Genomic DNA, 23,911 nt, shown 5'->3' with positions numbered 1-23,911 from the left:
GGGGGGGGTTGGCCGCCCCCCCCGGGGGGGGGGGGGGGGCGGGGGGGGTGGGGGAAGAACGGGGGGGAGAGGGGGGGGGGTCCCCCCCCGGGGGGGCCGCCCCCGGCCGGCGGCGCGGTCAGCGTCCCCACCACGACGGCGAGCGCGGCCCCCCGGCGCAGGCGTGCGGACGTGTGCGACATGGGCTGACTCCAAGCACGTGAGAGCCGAACGTGCGGTGGGCGAGACCTCGGAGCCCGTCTCCCCAGCATAGGAGCGCCCCCGCGGCCCCGCCTGTCGGCCGCACACGCCCCTCCGCGGGTCCCCGTTGGAGCTCGTGCGGCGCTTCGGCCCGTGCCCGGGCGGGTGATCCGTCGGGAGGCGGCCACGCCTGGCCCGCTTCGGGAACGGTCGTGGCCGTACGCCGTCTCGACGCGCGCCCGCGCTCGTCGGCCGGTGGAGAGAGGGTGCTCGTGAGGGTGGTCCGTCGAGGCTGCTCGCCAGGCGGTGTGCCGGGTGGCCGAATGCGTTCCCGCGGGATCGGTCGTGGTCGTGCGGCGGGTCGGTGCGGGAAGTTTGTCGGACGGGTGGAAGGTCCCGTTCGAGGGGCGTCCTCGCCCGACCCGGTGAGCCCGGCGCGCCGGGCTCACCGGTGGCGCGTCCCGGGCGTTGCCCCGGCATGAACGTCGTCGACCGCGTCGACCGGACGAACCGCGGGGCCCCGGTGGGTCCTGCGCGTGAGCCGATCTACGCCCAACTCGTCGCGGAGAGGCGGGCGCAGAGCCGTAAGGGGCCCGCGCGACCGGAGATCCCGTCGGCCCCCCCCGCCGGTGTCAAGGTGCGCATCCGGTCCGAGCGCGAACGCTCCTGATCCGCTACTGCTCGCACAGCGGCGCGAGGACCGCCAGCGTGCCGTTGGCCTCCCGCAGCGCCGCCTCCAGGGTGCCGGGCCTGTGCAGGGTGCCGGTGCCGTCCGGCGGGACCAGCCACTCCAGGAAGCGGGCGGGCCGGTACGGCGGCGGTACCGCGACCCAGGAGCCCTTGGTCGCGTACCGCAGGCCGTCGCCGATCCAGCCGCCGGACGGGTCGGGTGGGAGGAGGAACCCGACCCGGCCCGCGGCGGTGTCCACCAGCGTCGGCCCCGGCACCGGCAGCGAGGGCCGCCACAGCAGGTCGAGGGTGAGCAGGCCGAGCCGGTCGGGAACGCTCAGGACGTCCCAGAACCGGCCCGCCTCCAGGAGCGTGACGCCCTCGCCGTGGTCCCACTCCCATTTGCAGGCGCGCGGATCGGCCGCCGCCGCGGCCAGCCACTCCACGCCCCGCATCCACATCCTGTTCGTCATGCACTGCTCCGGGTGATCCTCGCTCGTCCGCCAGGGCGCGGGAAACGGCCGTGACCGGGCACTCGGTGCACGTGCACGCCAACCCGGCATATGCATGCTGGTAGATATTTCTACCTGGCGGAAGGGGTGGCGCGGCCTGGCGTTTGAGACGTCTTGTGCGAACACGAAGCGCGTGTTCGTCATCCGTAAGAGGGGATGCGTCACCCTCTTGGACGGCCCAGCTCGTTCCGCGCACGATTCAAGCGTGACCGCGATCGAATCATGCGCCACACCTTGAAGATGTCGCGTTTTCGGTCGTAGGCTCACGCTGTTCCGTCATCGCCCCGTACCGAGGTATTCCATGGACCGCACGCGTCTGAACGCCCTCCTGGCCCGCGAGAGCGCCGGGGCCGAACGCCGCAACCCGCGCTCCCGGGCGGCCTACGCAGGGGCCGACCACCTCTTCGGGCGGGTGCCGATGACCTGGATGAACAAGACGGCCGGAGCCTTCCCCCGGTATCTGGCAGGCGCGCGCGGCGCCCGGGTCACCGATGTGGACGGGCACGAGTACATCGACTTCTGCCTCGGTGACACGGGAGCGATGGCCGGTCACTCGCCGGCCCCCGTCACCGAGGCGGTCGAGCGCCGGTTCGCCGGCCTGGGCGGGGCCACCGCCATGCTGCCCACGGAGGACGCGGAGTGGGTGGGCGCCGAGCTGACCCGCCGCTTCGGCCTGGCCCGCTGGAGCTTCTCGCTGACCGCGACCGACGCCAACCGATGGGCGATCCGGCTCGCCCGGGCGGTCACCGGACGTCCGAAGATCCTCGTCAACAGCTACAGCTACCACGGCAGCGTCGACGAGTCGTTGATCGTCGTCGGCCCGGACGGACACGGCACCCCCCGCCCCGGCAACGTCGGCGCACCCTGCGACGTCACCCTGACCAGCAGGGTCGCCGAGTTCAACGACCTCACGGGACTCGAACGCGAGCTGGCCCACGGAGACGTCGCCGCCGTCCTGATGGAGCCCGCGCTCACCAACATCGGCATCGTCCTGCCCGAACCCGGCTACCTCGCCGGCGTACGGGGCCTCACCCGGCGGTACGGCACCCTGCTGATCAACGACGAGACCCACACCTTCTCCGCGGGGCCCGGCGGCTGCACGGCGGCCTGGGACCTCGAGCCCGACCTGCTCACCATCGGCAAGGCGATCGGCGGAGGCATCCCGGCCGGGGCCTACGGCCTCTCCGGAGAGCTGGCCGAACGGCTGCTGGCCCGCGCGGACCTGGACCTCGTCGACATGGGCGGCGTCGGCGGCACCCTCGCCGGCAACGCCCTGTCGGTCGCCGCGATGCGGGCCACCCTGGAAGAGGTCCTCACCGAGGAGGCCTTCGCCCGCATGGCGAAGCTCTCCGAACGCTTCGAGTCCGGCGTCCGGGCCGGTGTCGAGGCCCACCACCTGCCCTGGTCCGTCAGCCGCCTCGGCGCCCGCACCGAGTACCGCTTCACCTCGCCGGCGCCGCGCACGGGCACCGAGTCCGCGGCGGCCGCCGACCCCGAGCTGGAGGACTTCCTGCACCTCTACCTCGCCAACCGCGGCATCCTGCTGACCCCGTTCCACAACATGGCGCTGATGTGCCCCGACACCACCGAGCAGGACGTCGACACGCACACCGAGGTCTTCGCCGCGGCCCTCGCCGACCTGGCGGGGTGAGGGGCACCGTGGCACAGATGGACGACATCGACCGGGCCATCCTGCGCGAGCTGCAGACCGACGGCCGCATCGCCTACGCCGACCTCGGCCCGAAGGTCGGCCTGTCCGCTTCGGCGGCCCGGCAGCGCCTGCAACGCCTGCTGGACTCCAGGGCCGTGCAGGTCGTCGGCGTCACGGACCCGATGGCGATGGGCGGGCAGGCCATGGCGCTGCTCGGCATCGGCGTCGACGGCGACCCGCGCACGGTCGCGGACGCCCTGGCCGAACGTCCCGAGGTGGTCTACTCGGTGCTCACCTCCGGCGGTTTCGACCTGTTCGCGGAGGTGGTCGCGCCGGGTCCCAAGGACCTGCTGGACTTCGTCAATGACGTGGTGCGGCCCATCGAGGGCGTCCGTGAGGTCCAGACCTTCCCGTACTTCGGCATCCACACCCACCGCTTCCTGTGGGACGTGGGCTGACGGGGACATGGGCCGACGGGTGAGTCACCGCCGGCCCACGCCCTCACGGGGTGAGCGTGTTCGGGCGGCGGCCGGCTCGGGCGTCAGGACCAGCATGGTCGCGTCGTCGCGGACCTCGTAACGCAGGCGTGCGATGTCCGCCCATATGGCGCCGGCGAGTTCGCCGGACGGGGTGTCCGCCAGGGTGCCCAGCCGCTCGGGCAGCGGATAGAAGTCGTCGGCGGCGTCCCGGGCCTCCCAGACGCCGTCGGACGCGATCAGCAGGCGGTCGCCCGGCCCGAGCGGCACCGTGACCTCCTTCGGCGGATCGACGTCGACCAGCCCGAGGCCCAGCGGAGCGGCCGCCGTGACGGGAACCTCCCGGGCCCGGCCCGCGTGCAGCAGCACCGGTGCCGGATGCCCGCAGACGGCCACCCGGGCCGCCCGTGCGTCGACCGTGAACTCCAGCAGCACCGCGGTCGCGAACAGCTCCGCGTGCCGCACACCCGCCGAGTCCACCGCCAGCCTGCGGTCCATCCGGGACGCGACGGACTCCAGGTCCGGCTGGTCCAGCACCGCTTCCCGGAACGCCCCCAGCAGCGCCACCACCGTCGCGACCGCCGCCAGCCCGTGCCCCCGCACGTCGCCCATCACCGCGCGGACACCGTACGGCCCCTCCCGCACGTCGAAGAAGTCGCCGCCCACCAGCGTCCCGTCCTGGGCGGCCCGGTAGAAGCCCGCGCACGCCACCGGCCCGACGCGCTCCGGCAGCGGCGGCATCACGGCCCGCTGCACGGCCTCCCCGATCGAGCGCTCCGTGTGCAGCTGGGCGTCGCGGTGACTGCGGACGTAGGAGACGAACACACTCAGCAGGGCGACGAACACGATGGTGAGCAGATCGGTGTTGCCGGGGCGGTTCAGGTGTGTGTTCGGCAGATGCAGCACCACGACGACCAGCCCGCCGAGGACTGCGGTCGCCAGGGGCCCGTAGGAGAGGACGGCGAGCGGCGGAATCGCGCCCAGCAGGAAGCCGAGATCACTGGCATGGGGGGTGACGAGGGTGGCCAGGGTCACCCCGACCAGCAACAGCACCGGCAGCACCCGGACCCACCACGGCGGTGGCGCGCCCCGCAGCCAGCCGCGCTCATCCGGGTTCCGACGCGACGACCAGCCGCGCACCGATGGCACATCCCCACGCTACGCCGTCACCGGGGGCGCAGCCCCGGGAAAACCGCTCGACGCGGGACCGGCCGCCCGCTTAGCGTGTGCGGCACGCCCGAGACGGACGGAAGGAGGCGAGCGTCATGCGGTTCAAGGTCATCCAGCGCTCCCCCCTCCCCGTTCCGCGGGCGTGCCACGTCTGATCCGACCGGGAGCGCTTTTCGTTCAGCGCCGTACGCATCCCGGAGGAAATCCATGACCGCTGTGGTCATCCGCACGCTCGACGAGAGCAGTGCCCACCTTTTCGACAGCCTGCCCGACCCGCTGGACCTGCGGGAGAAGCACCGGCAGACCCGGTACCGCCCCGACTGGAAGCGGGTCGCACTGCGCGACGGCCGGGTCGTGGCCCGCGCCGCGTGGTGGGCCCGGCCCGAGGACCCCGAGCCGCTCCTGATCAACTGGTTCGACGTGGCCGAGGGCGAGGAGGACGCCGGAGCCGAACTCCTGCGCACCGCCCCCTGGCACACCGAGGAGCTCGAACTCGACCTGCCCACCGGCTGGCGTGCCGTCCCCGAGCGGCATGCCGCCGTCGCCATCCGCACCGCCGCCGCCCGCAGGGCCGGATACGAACCGCTGGTGGAGCGCTTCCTGTACCGCTGGACGGCGGAGCGGGGCCTGCCCGAGCGCCCCGGGCGGCTGGTCTTCTCCGCCGAACCGGACGACTCCGTGTTCTTCGACGCCCTGCGCCGCATCCACTCCGTCACCCTGGACGCCCACGCCCGCCGGGCCATCGCGCGGGGCGGAGTGGATCTGGCCGCCCAGGAGGAACTCGACATCTTCCACTGGTTCCCCTCGCCACGGGAATGGTGGCGGATCGCCCGCACACCCCAGGGTGAGACGGCCGGCATCCACATCCCCGCCCGCAACTCGTCCGGACCCTGCATCGGCTTCATCGGCGTCCTTCCGGAACACCGAGGCCACGGCTACGCCTACGACCTGCTCGCCGAGTGCACCCACTTCCTGGTCGAACGCGGCGCCGAGTTCGTCGCCGGCGCCACCGACCGGACCAACACGCCCATGGCCGCACATTTCACCAGGGCCGGCTACCCCGTCGTACGGGAACGCCTGAACTTCTGGTCCGAGGGCGTTGTCAGTGGCGGGTGAGATGCTGACGGGGCAGTGACAGGCAGCGGCACGGGGGAGGGGCCACGGGCTTCGACGGCGAGGTGTGGCGCGTGCGCGCCGGGGACGAGCCGGTCGGCGAGATCCTGATCGACGACGCCGACTTCCCCTGGCTGTCGGGCCGGTTCACCGCCGGCCCCGGCTTCCCCGCCGTACAGGATCTCTTCGCCCGGGAACTCGTGCTGCTGGAGCGGGACGAAGAGACGGCCGGCGAGGAGTGGGAGGCGGTGTACGGAGAGACGGGCCGCCGTGTCTCGCTGTCCTCGCCGCGTGACCCGGTCCCCGAGTTCCTGCTGCACATCGAGGGGGACCGGGCCTGGTTCCGCTGGAGCGACGAGCCCTTCGAGGAGGCGTAGGCAGGCCTGGTCCGAGAGAAAGCCCTAGTCCCCCGGTCCCCCGGTCAGGCGGGACTCCGCCGCCGCGAGGATCTCCGTGACCCGCAGGCCGAACGCGGCGTCGCAGGCGTGCGGGCGGCCCGTGCGGGCGGCGGTCAGCAGGGCGTCCGCGGCCCGGGTGAGGGCGGGGACCGCGCCCTCGGAGCTTCTCGGCAGCAGCGACACGCCGGCCTCGCCCCGCAGCTCCAGGTCGGCGCCGGCCGCCGCCGGCGGAGCCGTCAGGCTCAGCGTGAGCGTGCTCGACGCGCCCGTTGCATGGTCGAGGGCCAGGTGCACGGTGTCGGCGGGGCCGTACGCCGCCGCCAGGACCTGCCGTACGTCGCCGAGCACCGGCAGCAGCACGGACAGGGCGTGCGGTCCCACGTCCCACAGCGCGCCCTTCTCCCGCCGCCAGGGAGAGCCCGCGAACGGACTGTCGCTGGTGAACACCGCACCCAGCCACTGTGCCCGCGCCGTGAACCAGCCCGCCGTGGCGGCCTGTTCGTCGATCCAGGCCTCCGGTTCCTTCTGGAAGCGTGTGGTGAAGAACACCACCGAGGCCACCCCGGCCCGCTCCGCCGCCTCGGCGACGGCCCGCGCGTCTGCGACCCCCACCGCCACGGGCTTGTCCAGCAGCAGATGGCGGCCCGCCCGTGCGGCCCGCACCGCCAACTCGGCCTGCACGGCCGGAGGAAGGGCCACGGCCACCCCGTCCACGTCGGCCAGCAGCGCGTCCACGTCCTCGTACGCCCGGACGCCGTACTGCTCCGCCAGCTTGCGGGCCGCCTCCGGGCGGCGGCCCCACACCCCGGCGAAGTCCAGGCCGGTGTGCCCGGCGAGGGCGGGGGCGTGGGCCGCCCGGGCCCAGGGGCCAGTGCCCAGCAGTCCGATGCGCATGTCGCGTTCCTTTCTCGGTACCGCTTCCGGTGGCCTCACGACGCCCTGCCCCGGTCGCCGTCGACACACGGAACCGCCGGCTCCCCGTCCCCGGCCAGCCATCGCGCGATGGTCTCGGCGATCGGCAGGCCGGTGTCCATCTCGACGAAGCCGAACTGGCCGGACTGGTTGCACTCCAGGAACCACCAGATCCCGTCCGCGTCCTCCGCGAAGTCGAACGCACCGTACGCCAGTTCGGCACCCTTGAGGTAACGGAGCACCGCCTCCGCGACACGCGGGGGAACGTCCACCGGCAGCCAGGGAGAGGCCGAGGGCGCGAAGCGTACGTCCACGTCGTCGGGGCGGGCGTCCGGATCGACCGGCTTGCGCGCGGCCAGCAGCCGGTCGCCGACGGCCGTGAGCCGGATGTCGGCCCGCTTGGCGATCCGCCGTTGCAGCAGGGTCGGGCCGAAGGCGACGGCCGAGAAGTCGGTGTCCGGCGCCACCCGGCTGGTGGGCACCGCTCGCGGCGGCTCCTGCGGATGCGCGCCGGAGACCGGCTTGACCACCAGGTCCGGGAAACGCTCGGCGAACTCCCGGGCCGCCTGCGGGAACGTCGTGATCAGTGTGGCCGGTACCGCGAGTCCGCTGTGCTGGGCGAGCCGTAGCTGCCAGGGCTTGTGGCGGGCCCGGCGCGCCGCGTCCGGATGGTTCATCCAGCGCGCGTCGGTGCACCGCAGCATGCCGTACAGCGCCTGGGACGACTCCTCCGTCAGCCAGCCGGACGGCTGGGCGGCGCGCGCGGCCGCGTCCCCCGGCCTGCGCACCCACACGGAGCGCAGGCCGCTCATGCTCACCAGGCGCCCGCCGACGGACAGGTGTCCGCGGCAGGCGCCCTGCACGTACTCGCCCGACAGAGCCACCCCGTTGGTCAGATCGGCGGGGTCGAGCCGGACGACGGGTACGCCCGTCTCGCCCAGCCGGAGGACCACCATGTCCGCCGTCACGTCCTCTTCACTGGTCAGGATGAGCACGGTCATCTTCCGTCGGCCCGCGGTCAGTCGTCGAAGTGCGTCTTGGACCCGGCCGTGGAGGTCGTTGTCCCGAGCGCTCTCAGGGTCGCGTGGTCCATGGCGGCGATCCGTCCGTCCGGGAGGACGTTCAACTGCAGTCCGGAGTCGTACGCGTACGGAGTGGTGACGTCCAACTGCACAGCAGGGCGCGCGTAGTTGAGCGTGAACGGTTGCATGGTCTCTCCCTGATTCGGCTTTCACGTCCTTATACGAATCGAACGGGTGATTGGTTTCCTTACGCTCCGTAACCATGGTCCGGAGCGGGACCGTTCGGGCGTCGGCTAGTAGGACGCCGAAGGAGGCCGCGAGGCTCCGCGACGGCGCCGCGGATTCATCACGCGAGGGCCCCGCGGGCCGCCGCGATCGCCTGGTCGGCATAGCCACGCCCGAACAGCACCACGTGCACCAGCAGGGGGAAGAGCTGGTGCAGGCCGACCCGTTCCCGCCAGCCGTCGGCGAGCGGCGCCACCTCCCGGTAGCCGGCCAGCACCCGGTCCAGATGCGGGCAGCCGAACAGCCGGAGCATCGCCAGGTCGGTCTCCCGGTGCCCGCCGTGCGCGGCCGGGTCGATGAGCCGGACCTCCCCGTCGGCGCCCCACAGCACATTGCCGTTCCACAGGTCGCCGTGCAGCCGCGCGGGCGGTTCGGCCGGCCCGGCGAGCTCCGGGAGCCGCTCGCAGACCCGCTCGACCACGACTGCCTCCGCGGGCCGCACGGTGCCGGCGTCGACAGCGCGGCGCAGGTACGGCAGCACCCGGTGCTCGGCGTACCAGGCCGGCCACTCGTTCCCCGGTGCGTTGCGCATGGGCGCGAGGCCGATGTACGCCTCTTCGGGCCCGCCGGGCGGCGGCGCGCCGAGCGCCGGCGCTCCGGCGGCGTGCAGGGCCGCCAGCGCATGGCCGAAACGCAGCGCCGCTTCGCCGTCGGGATGCCCGGTCGGTACGCGCTCGGTGACCATCCACCGCTCGTCGTGGCCGAGCACCTCGGGCACCCGGACCGCGCCCGCCTCCCCGAGCCAGCGCAGCCCGGCCACCTCCGCGCATACGGCCCCGGGTGGGTCGCCACGCTTGACCATCACCACCGTGCCGCCCTCGAGCGTCACCTCGGCCGGCGAGCCGGACGCCGCCCTCGTGCCCGTGACCGGGCGCCCGGTGAGCCGGGCCGCCGCCTGCCCCGCATCCTCGTCTCGGTTGACCACGGCCCCAGCGTACGACCCGTGAATGAGGCTCTCGTGAGGGCACTTCGACCATTGATACGACTGTTTTAGGCCAAACCCAGGCAGTTACTACCCGTGTTGACGGCGTACGGCTAGCGTGAGGGCGCCGCGTCGCCACACCAGGGGCACAGGGCCCTCGAGGGACTAGCGCGCGGCGGAGGATTTCCCCCGTGACCACAGCATCCGTGCTGATGGCCGACGTCTTCGAAGTCCAGCCCTACACCTCCCAGTGCGAAGTCATCTTCGGCGAGGGCGCACACGCCGTGATCGGCGTGTCCCCGGGCAACAGCTACTTCTCCGCCCAACGCCTGCACGACCTCGCCCGCTGGGGACTGGACCACTTCGACAGGGTCGACTTCGTCTACACCGACCTGTACGTGGCCGAGATGTACGAGGCGTCCGGCTACGCGCCGGACGAGGCCCGCCGCAAGGCGGTGAAGAACCTGCGGGGCGTGCGGGCGAAGGTCCGCGACGCGGTGTCGGCGGCCGACCCTGACGGCACCCGGCTCGACTGGCACCCGATGTCGGCCTTCCGCACCAACCCCGCCTACCAGGACATCCACCGGCGGTTGCAGGCCAGGCTGCGCTCCGACGCCGACTTCCGCACCGTCTGCCACGCCCTGGTGAGCCGCTTCCTGTCGGCCCGCGGCGAACCGGCCGACGAGCGGCAGCGCGCCGTGTGCCTGGACTACGTGTGCGCCGAGGCGCCGCTGTTCCTGGACACCCCCGCCATCCTCAAGGTGCCGTCCTCGCTCAACTGCTACCACCAACTGCTGCCGATGGCCGAGTTGTTGTACTCCCGCGGCGCGGGGCTCCGCGCCTCCCGCAACCAGGGCCACGCCATCGTGACGCCCGCCGCCCCGGAAGGAGCCGCGGCATGACCGCCGCCCCCGACATCAGCCCCCGGCCGCCGTTGCCGGACTTCCCGTTCTCCTGGGACGGCACCCGCGTGCCCGCCGAGGTCGAGGACCTGCGGGCCGCCACCCCCGTGCGGCGTGTGCGGACCATCGCCGGCGACGAGGCGTGGCTGGTGTCCTCCTACGAGCTGTGCCAACAGGTCCTGAAGGACGACCGCTTCTCCCTCAAGGACACCTCGGCGCCCGGCGCCCCCCGCCAGTACGCGCTCACGATCCCGCCGGAGATCGTGAACAACATGGGCAACATCACCGGCGCGGGACTGCGCCGGGCGGTGCTGAAGGCGCTCAACCCCAAGGCGCCCGGCCTGCTGGACCGGCTGCGCGAGGAAGCCCACCGCCTGGTCGATCTGATGGTCGCCGACGGGCCCACGGCCGACCTGCGCGGAGCGTTCTGCGAGCCGTACTCGGCGGGCATGCACTGCCGCGTCCTCGGCATCCCGCAGACCGAGGCCCCGGCCTTCCTGCGCAGCCTGGACATCGCCTTCATGAACTCCCCGTGCCCGGTCACCGGCGCGAAGATCAACTGGGACCGGGACATCGCCCGGATGTCCGCCCTCCTCGACGATCCGGCCACGCACGGCCTCATGGGTGAGCTCGCCGCCCTGCGCGACGACCCCGACTACGCCCACCTGACCGACGAGATGCTGGCCACGGTCGGCGTCACCATGTTCGGCGCCGGGGTCATCTCCACCTCGGGCTTCCTCGCCATGGCCCTGGTCTACCTGCTCACCCACCCCATAGCCCGTGACCTGCTCAGGGACCGCCCCGATCTGATCGGTCCGGGCGTGGAGGAGCTGCTGCGGGTGAACCTCTCCATCGGCGACGCCCTGCCGCGCGTCGTGCTCCAGGACGTCCGGCTCGGCGACGTCGTGGTACGCGCGGGCGAACTGGCCCTGGTCCTGGTGGAGGGCGCGAACCTCGACCCGGCCAAGTTCCCCGACCCGCACCGCTTCGACGTCCACCGCGACAACGCCGCCGACCACCTCTCCTTCGGCGGCGGGGCCCACTACTGCCCGGCCACCGCCCTCGGCCGCGCACACGCCCGGATCGCCCTGGAGGTCCTGCTCGACCGCCTGCCGGACCTCGCGCTGGCCGTGCCCTCCGGCCAACTCGTGTGGCGCACCGGCTTCATGAAGCGGATCCCCGAACGGCTGCCGGTGACCTGGTAGCCGCACGCCGTCCGTACGCCCGGTACGGCGTCCCCCGCCCGGCACCCCGGGCGGGGGACGCCGGCGTGCCCGGCCGTCAGCGGCCGGCGACGGCGTGCTGTCCGGTCAGTCCCACCGGATTGCCGGGCGGCAGCAGCCCCGAGTCCACGACGGTACGGGCCAGCGGGTCCAGCAGGTCGGCCAGCCGCGCGGTGCGCTCCGCGCCGAGCCCGGTCCAGGGGCCCTCGGCCGCCTCGTCGGTGCGTGTCTCGACGTACGCGCGCCCGGCCGCACCCGCGCGGGTCAGTGATCCGTCCTCGGCGAGGAAACCGCGCTCGCGCAGAGCGGCCCCGGCGGCCGCCCAGTCCTCGGCCGGCCACTTGCGCGTCTCCCGCAGGAACGGTCCGTCGGACTCCCCGGCCGCCGCCTTGAGCACCATGGCCTCCACCGGCCCGAGCCCCAGGCTCACCAGGACCGCGACATGGCCGTCGCCCCGGTGCTCGCGCAGGGTCGTCAGGGCCTGCCACAGCCGTGCCGTCGGCCGCTCCGGCCGCTCCAGCGCCTGGTTCGCGGCGGCCAGCACCCGCCCCGCCGTGTCCGCTCCGGCCGCCGCCTCCCACGCCAGGTCGGCCGCCTCCGCGAGCTCGGCGGACCCCACCACGTCCGCCCCGAACAGGCCGGTCATGGCCGCGTCCAGGGCCTCCCACCGGGCCGTCAGCACGTCCGCCGGAGCCGCGTACCCCCAGGCGTCGGGCAGCGCACGGGCCACCCGGTCGGGGTGGAAGACGTAGAAACAACTCGTCACCACGGACGGGGACACCGCGCCGAGCGGAGCCGCCCGCAGCGCGAAGTAGCCCATCCAGTACCCGCGCATCCCCAGCGCGTCGGCCGCCCGTCGCGCCTCGGGCGCGAAGTACACGAGGTCGTGCACCGGCTCCAGTCGCTCCCACATCTCCCGTGCGATCCCGCCCGTCACTCGGTCCTCCCACCGCCTCGGCCAGTGGCACAAGACTGCGCTATGACGGCAGTCATAACAAGTGGGTACGGCCGAACTCCCGGCCTCGGCGCCCCGGCATCAACGGGAGAGAGCCCGGACGCGTCCGACGGCGTTGCCGATCAGTTCCGTGAACCACAGGGTCCGATCGGGGCCCGCGGTGATGCGGAACGGCACCCTGTCGGCGCCGCCCGGCACCGGCACGGTGGTGATCGCGCCGTTCGCGCCGACCCGTCCGATCCGTCCGGCCTGGTCGGCGTACCACACCCGCCCGTCAGGCCCCCGCGTGATGCCGCTCGGGCCGCTGTCCGGGCCGGGCAGCGGAAGCCCGGTGACGCGGCCGGCGGCGGTGATCCGACCGACGGAGTCCACGCCGGACGTGGTGAACCACATGCCGCCGGGGCCCGCGACGATGTCGTCGGGGAAGCCGGAGCCGCCCGGCAGCGGGAACTCGGTGATCCGGCCCGTGACGTCGATCCGTCCGATCCTCCTGCCGGTCAGCTCGGTGAACCACAGAGTGCCTGCCGGGCCCGCCGCGATGGAGTGGGGGGCGGCGCTCGCGGTGGGCACCGGGTACTCGGTGACCCGGCCCGAGGTGGTGATGCGGCCGATCCGGTTGCCGTTCTGCTCGGTGAACCACAGGGCACCGTCGGGTCCGGGCGCGATCCCGGCCGGGAAGCTGTCCGCCGTCGGCACCGGGAACTCGCTGAGCCGGCCGGCGGTGGTGATCCGCCCGATCCTGTTCGCGTTCCCCTCGGTGAACCACAGCGCCCGGTCCGGACCCGTGGTGATGGCGAGGGGGAGACTGTCCGGGCTCGAGGTGGGGAAGTCGGTGACCTTGCCCTCGGCGGTGATCCGCCCGATGCGGCCGACACCCGACCCCGCGAACCACAGCGCACCGTCCGGTCCGGTGGTGAGGCCGGCGGGGACGGTGTCGGCCGTGGTGGTGATCGGATACTCCGTCACCCCTCCGGAGTCGGCCAGGACCGGGGCGGCGACGGTGGTGAGCCCGATCAGGGCACCCAGGGCCGCGGTGAACAGGCGGCGGGGTCCGCGTCCGAGCGGGGCTGCGGCGGGCACGGTGCGGCCCCTTCCCGGCGGGGGAGCGGGCGCCGCCGATGTGATGGCTCGTCGGATTCATGGCTATGGGTGCCCGCACCGCCGTACGGCCGAATCCGCCCGGACGGGGGACGCCGGCTCCCGCGCGCCGGGGCGGCACCCGGATCTCGCCGAGCATGGACTGTTGCCTGATGCGGGCCGACTGGGACAGCCAACTGCGCGGCTCGGGCCACGAGTTGTGCTCCTGCCGGAGGGCCCACGCCCGCGCTTTCCGCGGGCGCACGGCCGGGCCGACGGGACGACGAGCCGGCGCGCACGCGGTGCAGCCGTCCGGCACAGCCTCGTCCTTACCTGCGTCGGCCGGGCGGGGGAGGGGGCTGCCGGGCTGACAGCCGGCCTGGGGCCCGCCGGGTGAAGCCGACTGGCCCGGACGGGGGGTGCTTCGGCGTGTCGCTGGGACAGACGGGTGGAGCGTTGACCCGGCTGGGCGGCCCGGATGGTGCGCTGCAACCAGCTGACTGACGGTGGTTCATGTCGAGGCCGGGTCCATTCAGCTGATGCCGTATCCGCTGCCCGGTCACGGCGGAAGGACCTCGACATGCGTTCTGCCCGCATCCTCCTCGCCACGGCGGCCGCCACCGCCGCCCTCTCCTTCGCCACGCCCGGGGCCGCGTTCGCCGTACCGGCCGGGGACGACTGGGGCCGTGACGATTCCTCGTACAGCAGCGACCACGACAGCGGTTCCGGCCGCGACAAGGGTTCCGACAGCGACCACGACAAGGGCTCCGGCAAGGAGCACGGTGACGACTACAGCACGGACCACGACAGCGACCGCGGCCACGACCGGCCGCACGGCGGAATGCACACGGGCGGCGGCGCCCTCGCGGCCGTGCGCGGTGACGACTGGAACTCCGGCGACGACGACAGCTCCCGAGACAAGGACAGTGGCGGTGGCCGGGACAGTGGCGGTGGCCGGGACAGCGGGGGCGGCCGGGACAGCGGGGGCGGCCGGGACAGCGGCGGCAAGGACAGCGGAGGCGGCAAGGACGACTGGGGCGGCGACGACCACGAGAAGCCCCGCGGCGGCATGCACACCGGAGGCGGCGCCCTCGCCACGCCCGGAGTCACCGCGGGCGGCCTGGCCGTGCTCGCCGTAGGCGCCACGGGCATGTACGCACTGCGCCGCAAGAAGGCGACCGCGCCGGCCGCCTGACCGCACTCCCGCTTCCGGGGGACCGCGGCCGCCGCCGGCGCCCACCGTGCCGGCGGCCCGCGTCTCCCGGGCCCCGACCCCCGTGCTGCCGTGCCGAGTGAGGTGGTGTCCGATGGCAGCAGAGCCCCACTCCCCGCCCACCGCAGAACCGGCGACGCAGGGCCAGCCCCCCGGAATCGGCGGGCGGCTGACGCTGTGGGGCGTGGCGATCGTCTTCCTCGCCGTCAGCCTGTTCGGCGGCCACAACCGCTCGAACGAGACCCCGGTCGTACCCCGGGCCTCGGGCGCGACGAGCGCGGTGCGGCCCGATCCGCAACGGGCCGTCGAGCCGCTGCCCCGCTCAGCGCCGCTCCGGCTCCTCATCCCGAAGATCTCCGTGGACGCCCCCTTCGCCGCCCTCACCCTCGCCCCCACGGGCCAGCTCGAACCCCCGCCGGCGGACAACACCAACCTGGTCGGCTGGTACGCCAAGGGCGCCACGCCCGGCGAGGACGGCACCTCGATCATCGCCGGCCACGTCGACACGGTGACCTCCGCGGCCGTCTTCGCCAACCTGGACGACCTCGAACCCGGCGACCGGTTCTCCGTCGACCGCGCCGACGGGCTGACCGCGCACTTCGTCGTGGACGACAAGGAGACCTTCGCCAAGGACGACTTCCCCAGCACGCGCGTGTACGCCGACACGGACCGCCCCGAGGTCCGGCTGATCACCTGCGCGGGGGACTACGACCATTCGGTCAAGGACTACACCGACAACCTGGTGGTCTTCGCCCACCTCGTGTGACGCCCCCGCGGACCGGTGCGGTCAGGCCGCGCCGTCGGCGAGGGGGCCGCCGGGGGCGAAGGCCAGCGCGGCGAAGCGTTCCCCGATCCGGCGGTGCGCGGCGGCGTCCGGGTGGAGGTCGTCGGGCAGCGGCAGTTCGGCGGCGTCCGCCTCCCCGTAGAGGTCGCGGCCGTCGAGGTGGTGCAGACGCGGGTCCTCCGCGGCCCGCTGCCGCACGATCCGGGCCAGTTCCTCCCGGACGACACCGAGGGTGAGCTTTCCGTACGCCCGTTCCGCCGGATCCCCGGTGGCCCGGAACCGCATTCGCCCGGCGCTCAGGGCGGTGAGGTCCGGGGCCGTGGGGCCCGGCGTGTCCTCGTGGATGGGGCACAGGATCGGCGAGACCACGAGCAGCGGCGTGTCGGGATGGCCCTCGCGGACGGTGTCGAGGAAGCCGTGGACGGCGGGCCCGAACGCGCGCAGCCGCATCAGGTCTGTGTTGACCAGGTTGATGCCGATCTTGACGCTGATCAGGTCGGCGGGCGTGTCGCGCAGGGCGCGTGCGGTGAACGGGTCGAGGAGCGCACTGCCGCCGAGGCCGAGGTTGACCAGCTCGACCCCGCCGAGCGAGGCGGCGAGGGCCGGCCAGGTGGTGGTGGGGCTCGCGGCGTCGGATCCGTGGCTGATCGAACTGCCGTGGTGCAGCCACACACTGCGGCCCCGGTCGGGCACCGGTTCGACGGGCGCGTCGGTGCGCAGGGCGACGAGTTCGGTGGTCTCGTTGTGCGGCAGCCAGATCTCGACGTCCTTGGCCACGGCCGGAAGGCCGGTGAACCGCACGGTGCCGACCGGGCCCGGCCGCACCTCGGTGGTGCCGGTGGTCATGTCGATCGTCAGGGTGTTGCCGCCGGTGGCCGAGGCGCTGCCGGCCGGGCGTCCGTCGACGAGCAGGTCGTACCGGCCGTCGGGGCGCGGCGGGGCACCGACGTAGACCCGCTTGGTCGGCAGGGTGTCGAGTTCGACGGTGGTGGCGCGGGTGCGGAGGACCACGCGGACACCGGAGGGCTGGGACTCCGCCATCCGCAGCTGCGGGTCGGCGCACTGGGCGCGGGCCCGGGCGGGCAGCCGGTGCGGAAGCAGCCCGTGCTCGGTCCGTTCCAGGTCGAGGGCGCCGCGTACGAGGTCGGCGGTGAGCGGGGTGGTGTGCATCATGTCGGCCTGCGTTCGAGTGAGTCAGGGGGTGGGCCAGTTGCGCAGCAGGGAGTCGAGCGCGTCCAGGACCCGCGTCCACGACTCCTCGGAGGCGGGGGCGCTGTGGCTGAATCCGCCGGCCGCCTCCAGACCGACGTAGCCGTGGAAGACGCTGCCGAGGAGACGCACCGCGTGGGTCTGGTCGGGCTCGGCCAGGTCGTAGCCGCGCAGGACCGCCCGGGTCATCTGCGCGTGCCGGCCGCCGGCGCTCGCGGCGGCGGCCTCCGGGTCGAGCCGGAACCGGGCCGCTTCGTAGCGGCCGGGGTGCTCGCGGGCGTAGTCGCGGTAGACGTTCGCGAAGGCCTCGAGGGCGTCCTTGCCCGCGCGGCCGGCCAGTGCGTCGGCGGCGCGGTCGGCGAGTTCCTCCAGCGCTAGCAGCGCGATCCCGGTCTTCAGTTCCTGGGAGTTCTTCAGGTGCGAGTACAGGCTCGCGACCTTGACGTCGAACCGCCGGGCCAGCGCCGACACCGTCACCTGCTCGAAGCCGACCTCGTCGGCCAGCTCCGCGCCCGCCCGGACGAGGCGCTCGGCGGTCAGTCCTGCGCGCACCATGTACTCACTCCCATCTGCCGAAAGCGATTATGCGACTTCCTAAAGCCTTTAGGCAAATGGAAGAGGTGCGTAAGGTTCAGTCGCCCGTCGACTCGCGGATCACCACCGAGAAGCGGCTGACGAACTCCTCCCGCTCCGGCGGCCCCGACTGCCCGAGGTGCGCGACGAGGGGCGAGACCGCGCGCTCGGGCATCAGGTCGTGGTCCGGATCCACGGTGGACAGCGAGGGGACGAGGAACGCGCTCTCGTCGACGTTGTCGAAGCCGATCACCTGACCTGCCCCGGCACCCGCACCCCCGCGTCGGCCGGGCCGCGCAGCGCGCCCATCGCCACGGTGTCCGTCACACAGAACACGCCGTCGAAGCGCAGCCCGCCCGTCACCATCGCCCGGGCCCGCCGGGCGGCGGCGTCCATGGTGAGCGACGGCAGGCCCTGCGCCAGGTCCGGGTCCCCGGGCGGGCCGGCGGCCGCCGGCTTGAGACGTCGATCTCGTCGCGCAGTTCCCCGCACAGCAGGGCGAAGCGCCGGCGGCCCCGCTCGGCCAGCTGCCGGGTGGCGTCCGCGGCGGCCTCGACGTTGGGCATGGCGACATGGTCCACGGGTCCGCCGAAGATCCGCTCGCCCAGGATGACCAGGGGGCGGTCGACCTTCAGGGACCCGACGTCGGCCGGGCCCATGCCGACGGTGGCGAGGATGAGCCAGTCGTAGAGCCGGTTGCGGGACAGGGCCAGTGCCGCCGGCTCGTTCTCCCGCCGGGCGCCGGTCTGCTCGATGCTCACCCGCGGGCGAGCGGGTGGTCACGCATGAACTCGGCGTTGGCGAGCACCTCGTCCTCGGTGACCGAGGTGCCGTAGCGGTCCCAGCTGTTCCAGCCCATCGGGGGGCGCAGATGCCGGGCGGGGATCGGTCGGTCGATGATCGCGGTGGCGGTGGGCGCGTGGGTACTCCGATCCGAGATCCTTCGTATCGATGAAAAAGGTCCCGTCGCGACCGGGCCCCGTCAAGGGACGGGCCTGGCGCGCTACGTCCGCCGCGCGGGGTCGAGCTGCTCACCCTCGAAGCCGGCCTCCGTGAGCACGGCGGCCGCCACTCCGCGGCCGACCTGCGCCAGTCCGGTCAGCAGATCCTCGCAGTCGATGAGCTCCGCACCCCGCTCCTGCGCCCGGGTCTCGGCGAGGGCGATGGCCCTGCGCGAGTAGGGTGTCCAGGCGATGCGCTCGGCGGCCTGTGAGGCGCCCATGCTCAGCCTGGCGCCGATCGCCCGGTGCACGTCCTCGGCGGGGACTCCGGCCGCGCCCAGGAGCCGGGTCGCGCTGTTGACCTCCGCGGTGAGCCCCCACAACAGGTGCTCCGTGCCGATGTAGTTGTTGCGGTGGTGGACGGCGGCCCGCTTGACGTGGACCATCGTCCGGCGCAGGTCCTCGGTCATCGCGTCCGGGCTGTAGCGCTTGTGGGGTGCCTGGAATCGCTGCTGGACGGCCTGCCGGGACACGCCGAGCGCGGCGCCGATGTCGGTCCAGGAACTGCCGTGCATCCGGCAGTGCTCGACATAGTCCTCGACCAGGTCGTCCGCCAGGGCCTGAAGCCTGCCCGCGACGCCGGCGGCCGCGGCCAGCAGCGCCAGCCAGTCAGGCTGTTCCTGTCCGTCCGGACGGTACGCGGTGGCACAGGTCCGGTCCACTTCGGCGATCAGTGCATCGAGATCGGGAAGAGTCATGAGGCAAGTACGCCTTGACAGTTCGACTTTGTCAACTGCCCCTTGCATCAAGCCGGTTGGCGGAGTTCGCGGGTAGTTCGAGAGGGGCCGCCGTCCGCGATGCGTGACCGTCGGGCCGGCTCGGCACCGGACGAGGCCGACTACGCGTACTGGCGCGCGTACGGAACGCGACGGTTCCGGACCCTCGACTTGTGCGCGCGGCGGTGCGGTGGAACGCTTCCGTCCGCCGGTCCCGACCACGGCCGGCGGTGGCTGTGAGCACCGGTTTCGCGGGAGACGGACGTTCCGCGGCGGCCGGCCGTGGGACGGAACGGGGAGTGGACCGATGGAGTTGGAGCTTCGGCACCTGCGGGTGCTGTGCGCGATCGCCGACGCGGGCAGCGTGGGCCGCGCCGCCGCGTACCTCGGGTACACCCAGCCCGCCGTGAGCACCCAGCTCAGACGCATAGAGCGCCATCTGGGCGAGCCGCTCTTCGAACGGAGCGCCAACGGAGTGCGGCCCACCCGGTACGGCGCCGAGGTCGTCGCCCAGGCCCGGGACGTCCTGGCCCGTGCCGACGCCATCGGTCACCGCCCCGCCTCCGCGCGGCCCCGCCGCACCCTGCGCGTGGCCTCGACCAACTCGCCCATGCTCTCGGGCACCGTGTCCCGCGTCCGCACCCGGCTGCCGGAACTGTCCCTCACCGTGACCAGCGTCTACGCCTCCTCGCGGATCGTCGAGCTGCTGGAGGAGGGCGCGGTGGACGCGGCCATCGCCGCCGACTACCCGGGCATGGAACTGCGGCACTCGACCGCCGTGCGGCACCGCGGGATCGTCACCGAGCCGACGTTCGTGGCCCTGCCGTCCCGCCACCGGCTGCGCCAGTGCGCGCAGGTGCAGCTGGCCGACCTGGCCGAGGACGACTGGTTCGTGACCCCGGACGACGGTGCCGGCTGGCCCGGGGTGTTCTACGACGCCTGCGCGGCCGCCGGTTTCACCCCGGTCGCCGTGCACGAGTTCCTCGGCGACCAGACCCAGCTGCAGAGCATGATCGCCGACGGGCTCGGGGTGTCCCTGGTGCAGCCGACGCTGCGCCCGATCCCGCACGTCGCGGTCAAGCCGCTGGCCGGCTCGCCGCTGTGGTGCCGCTATGTGCTGGCCTGGCGGCCCGGCGCCGTCGGCGAGGACGTCGTCGACGCGCTCGTCCAGTCGGCCACCGCCGCCTACCGTGATCTCGTCGCCCAGGCGCCGCACTTGAGGACCTGGGCAGCCCGCACCTGGAGCATCGCCGGCGCGTAGCCGACGGCTGCCGGAGCGTGTCGCGATGTTATGAGCCGGCAGTGCCATGTGCTATGTCACACGCCATTGTTGACGCGGGTGGCGCGCTGAGACAGTGCCACACACGCCTCAACACCCCACAGAGGCGCATCCCTTCGTGGAGGAACCCCAGATGCGCTATCGCTTCGCGCTGCCCAGACGCATGGCCGGCGCCGCCGCCGTCTGCGTCACCGTGGCCGGGCTGCTGTCGACACCGGCGCTGGCGGCACCCGGGCCGCACGCCGGCACGACCGCCCCCGCGCCCGGGAAGTCCGCCCCCGTGCCGCCGCCCACCGGCCGGGCCACCGGTGCCACCGAACGCCCCGCGACCCAGGGAAGGAAGCTCAGCCCCGCGCAACTCCCGCCCCGGGCGGCGACGTTCACCCGCAGTATGGAGAGCGTCCCACGCGCCTCGGGCAAGGCGGCCTCCTGCACCCCGGCCGACTTCGGCAGCCGTACCGGAGCCGCCCTCGTGTCGTTCGTGAAGGCCTCGTCCACGGACTGCGTGAACACCCTCTTCTCGGTCACCGGCAGGGACGCGCGCGACGTCTTCCGGCAGGCGCAGATGCTGACCGTGGCGAACGCGTTCACGAGCGCGGCCGGGCGGTACCGCGGCGACAACTCCGGCAGCCTGGAGCAACTGGTCCTGTTCCTGCGTGCCGGCTACTACGTGCAGTTCAACCACCCCGGTGACGTGGGCTCGTACACCTCCCGGCTCACCACCGCCGTCACGGCCGGCCTGGACACCTTCTTCGCCCGGTCCCACTCCCGTGACGTCAGCGCCGCCAACGGCGACATCCTCGGCGAGACGGTCATCCTCACCGACAGCGCCGACCAGCAGGGCCGCTACCTGGACGTCTACCGGCTGCTGCTGAACGACTACGACAGCTCCTACGACGCGGTCGACAGCATGATCAGGGCCGTCAACGACGTCTACACGCCCCTGTGGCGCGGCAACTGGAACCCCGAGTACGTCCAGGCGGTCGACGCCGACCCGCGGATCATCGACACCCTCCACGACTTCGCGCTGGCCAACACGGACCAGCTCGGCACGAGCCTGGCCTTTCTGGACTCCAACGCCGGGATGAATCTGGCCCGTTACGTCGAGCACCCGGAACTTCGGGACACCGTACGGCCGTTGACGAAGGACCTGCTGGACGAGACCGCGATCACGGGCCCGACGGCCGGTCTCTGGGTGGCCGTGGCGACGCAGGCGAACTACTACGACAGCGCGAACTGCTCGTACTACGACGTGTGCGGCCTGCCGGAGAAGCTGACCGAGGCCGTCCTGCCCACCACCCGCCACTGCGACGCGAACGTCACCGTCCGCGCGCAGTCCCTGACCGCCGCCGACCTCGACGCCGCCTGCGCGAGCGTCCTGCACCAGGACGCCTACTTCCGCTCGCTCGTGAAGGCCGGCGGTCCGATACCCGGCCAGTACGTCTCGACCCTCCAGCTCGTGGTCTTCGCGAGCCGGGCCGACTACCAGACCTACGCCGGTGCGATCTACGACATCAGCACCGACAACGGCGGCATGACCTTGGAGGGCGACCCGTCGGACCCGGCCAACCACGCCACCTCGATCATGTACCAGAAGGACTACGACGACGGATTCGTGGCCCGGATCTGGAACCTCAACCACGAGTACACGCACTTCCTCGACGCCCGTGACGACATGAAGGGCGACTTCGGCCAACAGATCTCGGTGCCGGACGTGTGGTGGATCGAGGGCCTCGCCGAGTACGTCTCCTACGGCTACCGGAACCTCGCCGACGCCCAGGCGGTCCAGGAGGCCGGCAAGCACACGTACCGGCTGAGCACCCTGTTCGAGAACACCTACGACAACAGCGACGTGACCCGCACCTACCCGTGGGGCTACCTCGCCGTGCGCTACATGGTCGAGCGGCATCCCGACGACGTCCAGCGCATGCTCGCCCGCTTCCGCGTCGGTGACTACACCGGCGGATACGCCGTCTACCACGACGGCATCGGCACCCGCTACGACGCCGACTTCGACCAGTGGCTCACGGCGTGCGCCGCGGGCGCCTGCGCCAGGCCGACCGGGACCTGACCACGCGCCCGAGCAGAACGGCCGCCGACCGGAACCCCGGTCGGCGGCCGCACGCCGTCGTGGCCGTCCGTCACACCGCAGTCGAGGGGTAGGTCGGGTACTCGACGCCCGAGACGTGCTGGACGACCCGGACCACCTGGCAGGAGTAGCCGAACTCGTTGTCGTACCAGAGGTAGAGGATCGCGTTGTCACCGTCGACCTTGAGGGCGCCGGCGTCCACGATCGAGGCGTGACGCGAGCCGATGAAGTCGCTGGAGACCGCGTCGGGCGCCGTGGTGAAGTCGATCTGGCGCTTGAGCGGCGAGGTCAGCGAGACGTCGCGCAGGTAGTCGTGGACCTCCTCGCGGGTGGTCTCGCGGGCCAGCTGCAGGTTGAGGATCGCGATCGAGACGTCCGGCACGGGGACACGGATCGAGCTGCCGCTGATCTTCGCCTTGAGGTCCGGCAGGGCCTTGGCCACGGCCGAGGCGGCGCCGGTCTCGGTGATCACCATGTTGAGCGGCGCGGAACGGCCACGGCGCTCGGACTTGTGGTAGTTGTCCAGCAGGTTCTGGTCGTTGGTGAACGAGTGGACGGTCTCCACGTGGCCGCGCAGCACACCGTACTCGTCGTCCATGGCCTTCAGCGGCGGGACGATCGCGTTGGTGGTGCAGGAGGCGCAGGACAGGATCTGCTCGTCCGGCTTGACGGTGTCGTGGTTGACGCCGTGCACGATGTTCGGGACGTCGCCCTTGCCCGGCGCGGTGAGGACGACCTTCTCGATGCCGGGGCGCAGGTGATTGGACAGGCCCTCGCGGTCGCGCCACTTGCCGGTGTTGTCGATGAGGATGGCGTCGCGAATGCCGTACTCGGTGTAGTCCACGTGCGACGGGTCGTCGGCGTAGATCACCTTGATCTCGTTGCCGTTGGCGACGATGGTGCTGCTGTCCTCGTCCACGGTGATCGTGCCCTGGAACTGGCCGTGGATGGAGTCGCGGCGCAGCAGCGAGGCACGCTTGACGAGATCCCCGGCGGCCCGGGCGCCGCCGCCGCGCACGACGATGGCGCGCAGCCGCAGGCCGTTGCCCGAGCCGGCCTTCTCGATCAGCAGGCGGGCGACGAGCCGGCCGATGCGGCCGAAGCCGTACAGCACGACGTCGCGCGGCTCGCGGCGCTCGATCTTGTTGGCGCCCGTGGCACCGGCGACGGCCTCGGCCGTGAACTGCTCCACGCTCAGGCCGCGGTCGTCGGCCTTGTAGGTGGCTGCCAGCATGCCGAGGTCGATCTGGGAGGGCCCGAGGTCGAGGGCGGTCAGGGCCTGCAGGAACGGCATCGTCTCGGTGACCGACAGCTCAGCGCCGGCGATCTGCCGGGCGAAGCGGTGCGTCTTGAGGATGCTGACCACCGACTTGTTCACCAGGGAGCGGCTGTGCAGCAGGACGGTCACGTCCCGCTCGCGGTGCAGCTTCCCGATGAGCGGGATCATCGACTCCGCGATCTCCTCGCGGATCTTCCAGTTGGTGAACGAGTCGTCGTTGACAGTCACAGATCCATCTTTCGAGCTAGGCAGCGCTCATATGGTAACCGCACCGCCGCCGCGGCCCTCGCGGGGGTCTTCC

Annotated in this window: 25 protein-coding genes; 10 read left to right on the top strand and 15 right to left on the bottom strand. The window is 72.8% G+C overall.

Going from position 1 to position 23,911, the window contains the following annotated elements:
• Nucleotides 1–854 precede the first annotated feature (854 nt).
• A complete protein-coding gene (locus tag AC07CM_RS29330) occupies nt 855–1,322 on the bottom strand; it encodes a hypothetical protein (RefSeq protein ID WP_478879454.1) in 468 nt (155 codons plus the stop codon).
• A 340-nt stretch (nt 1,323–1,662) separates the two neighbouring features.
• Here AC07CM_RS29330 and AC07CM_RS29325 point away from each other — a divergent pair, with 340 nt between their 5' ends.
• Nucleotides 1,663–3,012 (top strand): transaminase, encoded by a 1,350-nt coding sequence (locus tag AC07CM_RS29325; protein ID WP_478879453.1) that lies wholly within the window; start codon nt 1,663–1,665, stop codon nt 3,010–3,012.
• Nucleotides 3,013–3,029: 17 nt separating this feature from the next.
• A complete protein-coding gene (locus AC07CM_RS29320; protein ID WP_478879452.1) occupies nt 3,030–3,470 on the top strand; it encodes an Lrp/AsnC family transcriptional regulator in 441 nt (146 codons plus the stop codon).
• A 24-nt stretch (nt 3,471–3,494) separates the two neighbouring features.
• Here AC07CM_RS29320 and AC07CM_RS29315 read toward each other — a convergent pair whose 3' ends face one another.
• Entirely contained in the window at nt 3,495–4,637 is a 1,143-nt protein-coding gene (locus AC07CM_RS29315) for a PP2C family protein-serine/threonine phosphatase (RefSeq protein WP_478879451.1), read from the bottom strand.
• Between the two features lie 228 nt (nt 4,638–4,865).
• Here AC07CM_RS29315 and AC07CM_RS29310 point away from each other — a divergent pair, with 228 nt between their 5' ends.
• Together AC07CM_RS29310 and AC07CM_RS29305 are read left to right on the top strand one after the other, a co-directional pair.
• Complete coding sequence (locus tag AC07CM_RS29310) at nt 4,866–5,774, top strand: GNAT family N-acetyltransferase (RefSeq protein WP_478879450.1); 909 nt, start codon at nt 4,866–4,868, stop codon at nt 5,772–5,774.
• A gap of 71 nt (nt 5,775–5,845) precedes the next feature.
• Nucleotides 5,846–6,148, top strand: a complete 303-nt coding sequence (locus AC07CM_RS29305; RefSeq protein WP_478879449.1) for a hypothetical protein — start codon at nt 5,846–5,848, stop codon at nt 6,146–6,148.
• A 24-nt stretch (nt 6,149–6,172) separates the two neighbouring features.
• Here AC07CM_RS29305 and AC07CM_RS29300 read toward each other — a convergent pair whose 3' ends face one another.
• From AC07CM_RS29300 to AC07CM_RS29285, 4 genes are all read right to left on the bottom strand, one after another.
• Complete coding sequence (locus AC07CM_RS29300; protein ID WP_478879448.1) at nt 6,173–7,063, bottom strand: Gfo/Idh/MocA family protein; 891 nt, start codon at nt 7,061–7,063, stop codon at nt 6,173–6,175.
• A 35-nt stretch (nt 7,064–7,098) separates the two neighbouring features.
• Nucleotides 7,099–8,082, bottom strand: a complete 984-nt coding sequence (gene tgmB, locus AC07CM_RS29295; RefSeq protein ID WP_478879447.1) for an ATP-grasp ribosomal peptide maturase — start codon at nt 8,080–8,082, stop codon at nt 7,099–7,101.
• Nucleotides 8,083–8,099: 17 nt separating this feature from the next.
• Nucleotides 8,100–8,291 (bottom strand): putative ATP-grasp-modified RiPP, encoded by a 192-nt coding sequence (gene tgmA / locus AC07CM_RS29290; RefSeq protein ID WP_319146478.1) that lies wholly within the window; start codon nt 8,289–8,291, stop codon nt 8,100–8,102.
• Nucleotides 8,292–8,449: 158 nt separating this feature from the next.
• Nucleotides 8,450–9,313 carry a fructosamine kinase family protein gene (locus AC07CM_RS29285; RefSeq protein WP_478879446.1) on the bottom strand — a complete coding sequence of 288 codons (864 nt, stop codon included), beginning with the start codon at nt 9,311–9,313 and terminating at the stop codon, nt 8,450–8,452.
• Between the two features lie 188 nt (nt 9,314–9,501).
• Here AC07CM_RS29285 and AC07CM_RS29280 point away from each other — a divergent pair, with 188 nt between their 5' ends.
• Nucleotides 9,502–10,212 carry a cyclodityrosine synthase gene (locus tag AC07CM_RS29280; RefSeq protein WP_478879445.1) on the top strand — a complete coding sequence of 237 codons (711 nt, stop codon included), beginning with the start codon at nt 9,502–9,504 and terminating at the stop codon, nt 10,210–10,212.
• On the top strand, nt 10,209–11,417 hold the full coding sequence (locus AC07CM_RS29275) for a cytochrome P450 (RefSeq protein ID WP_478879444.1): 1,209 nt from the start codon (nt 10,209–10,211) through the stop codon (nt 11,415–11,417). Before AC07CM_RS29280 ends, AC07CM_RS29275 begins: the two co-directional genes overlap by 4 nt.
• Before the next feature lie 76 nt (nt 11,418–11,493).
• Here the strand turns inward: AC07CM_RS29275 and AC07CM_RS29270 are convergent, their stop codons facing one another.
• Together AC07CM_RS29270 and AC07CM_RS29265 are read right to left on the bottom strand one after the other, a co-directional pair.
• The gene (locus tag AC07CM_RS29270) at nt 11,494–12,372 is read right to left on the bottom strand and encodes an SCO6745 family protein (protein ID WP_478879443.1); all 879 of its coding nucleotides are present in this window, start codon (nt 12,370–12,372) and stop codon (nt 11,494–11,496) included.
• Between the two features lie 99 nt (nt 12,373–12,471).
• Nucleotides 12,472–13,470 carry a Vgb family protein gene (locus AC07CM_RS29265; RefSeq protein WP_478879442.1) on the bottom strand — a complete coding sequence of 333 codons (999 nt, stop codon included), beginning with the start codon at nt 13,468–13,470 and terminating at the stop codon, nt 12,472–12,474.
• A gap of 577 nt (nt 13,471–14,047) precedes the next feature.
• On the opposite strand from AC07CM_RS29265, the gene AC07CM_RS29260 reads away from it, so the two are divergent.
• Nucleotides 14,048–14,662, top strand: a complete 615-nt coding sequence (locus AC07CM_RS29260; protein WP_478879441.1) for a hypothetical protein — start codon at nt 14,048–14,050, stop codon at nt 14,660–14,662.
• Between the two features lie 112 nt (nt 14,663–14,774).
• Nucleotides 14,775–15,446 carry a class F sortase gene (locus AC07CM_RS29255; RefSeq protein WP_478879440.1) on the top strand — a complete coding sequence of 224 codons (672 nt, stop codon included), beginning with the start codon at nt 14,775–14,777 and terminating at the stop codon, nt 15,444–15,446.
• A gap of 21 nt (nt 15,447–15,467) precedes the next feature.
• Here the strand turns inward: AC07CM_RS29255 and AC07CM_RS29250 are convergent, their stop codons facing one another.
• From AC07CM_RS29250 to AC07CM_RS29225, 6 genes are all read right to left on the bottom strand, one after another.
• Nucleotides 15,468–16,634 (bottom strand): GDSL-type esterase/lipase family protein, encoded by a 1,167-nt coding sequence (locus AC07CM_RS29250; protein WP_478879547.1) that lies wholly within the window; start codon nt 16,632–16,634, stop codon nt 15,468–15,470.
• A 24-nt stretch (nt 16,635–16,658) separates the two neighbouring features.
• Nucleotides 16,659–17,228, bottom strand: coding sequence for a TetR/AcrR family transcriptional regulator (locus AC07CM_RS29245; protein ID WP_478879439.1), 570 nt, complete (start codon nt 17,226–17,228; stop codon nt 16,659–16,661).
• A gap of 76 nt (nt 17,229–17,304) precedes the next feature.
• Nucleotides 17,305–17,499, bottom strand: coding sequence for a substrate-binding domain-containing protein (locus tag AC07CM_RS29240; protein WP_478879438.1), 195 nt, complete (start codon nt 17,497–17,499; stop codon nt 17,305–17,307).
• Complete coding sequence (locus AC07CM_RS29235; RefSeq protein ID WP_478879437.1) at nt 17,496–17,642, bottom strand: hypothetical protein; 147 nt, start codon at nt 17,640–17,642, stop codon at nt 17,496–17,498. The genes AC07CM_RS29240 and AC07CM_RS29235 overlap by 4 nt, the downstream gene beginning before the upstream one ends.
• Nucleotides 17,606–18,007, bottom strand: coding sequence for a type 1 periplasmic-binding domain-containing protein (locus AC07CM_RS29230; protein WP_478879436.1), 402 nt, complete (start codon nt 18,005–18,007; stop codon nt 17,606–17,608). The genes AC07CM_RS29235 and AC07CM_RS29230 overlap by 37 nt, the downstream gene beginning before the upstream one ends.
• A gap of 242 nt (nt 18,008–18,249) precedes the next feature.
• The gene (locus tag AC07CM_RS29225; protein WP_478879435.1) at nt 18,250–18,945 is read right to left on the bottom strand and encodes a Clp protease N-terminal domain-containing protein; all 696 of its coding nucleotides are present in this window, start codon (nt 18,943–18,945) and stop codon (nt 18,250–18,252) included.
• A 325-nt stretch (nt 18,946–19,270) separates the two neighbouring features.
• Between AC07CM_RS29225 and AC07CM_RS29220 the strand changes: the two genes are divergently transcribed.
• Both AC07CM_RS29220 and AC07CM_RS29215 read left to right on the top strand, forming a co-directional pair.
• Nucleotides 19,271–20,224, top strand: coding sequence for a LysR family transcriptional regulator (locus AC07CM_RS29220; protein WP_478879434.1), 954 nt, complete (start codon nt 19,271–19,273; stop codon nt 20,222–20,224).
• A gap of 151 nt (nt 20,225–20,375) precedes the next feature.
• The gene (locus tag AC07CM_RS29215) at nt 20,376–22,313 is read left to right on the top strand and encodes a collagenase (protein ID WP_478879433.1); all 1,938 of its coding nucleotides are present in this window, start codon (nt 20,376–20,378) and stop codon (nt 22,311–22,313) included.
• A gap of 70 nt (nt 22,314–22,383) precedes the next feature.
• Here AC07CM_RS29215 and AC07CM_RS29210 read toward each other — a convergent pair whose 3' ends face one another.
• Nucleotides 22,384–23,838: a glyceraldehyde-3-phosphate dehydrogenase gene (locus tag AC07CM_RS29210; protein WP_478879432.1), complete on the bottom strand. Its 1,455-nt coding sequence runs from the start codon at nt 23,836–23,838 to the stop codon at nt 22,384–22,386.
• Between the last annotated feature and the right edge of the window lie 73 nt (nt 23,839–23,911).

It is taken from the genome of Streptomyces sp. NPDC044061 (genome assembly GCF_056434305.1).
The sequence above is the reverse complement of the archived record's forward strand: the minus strand, read 5'-3'. Positions and strand labels throughout refer to the sequence as shown.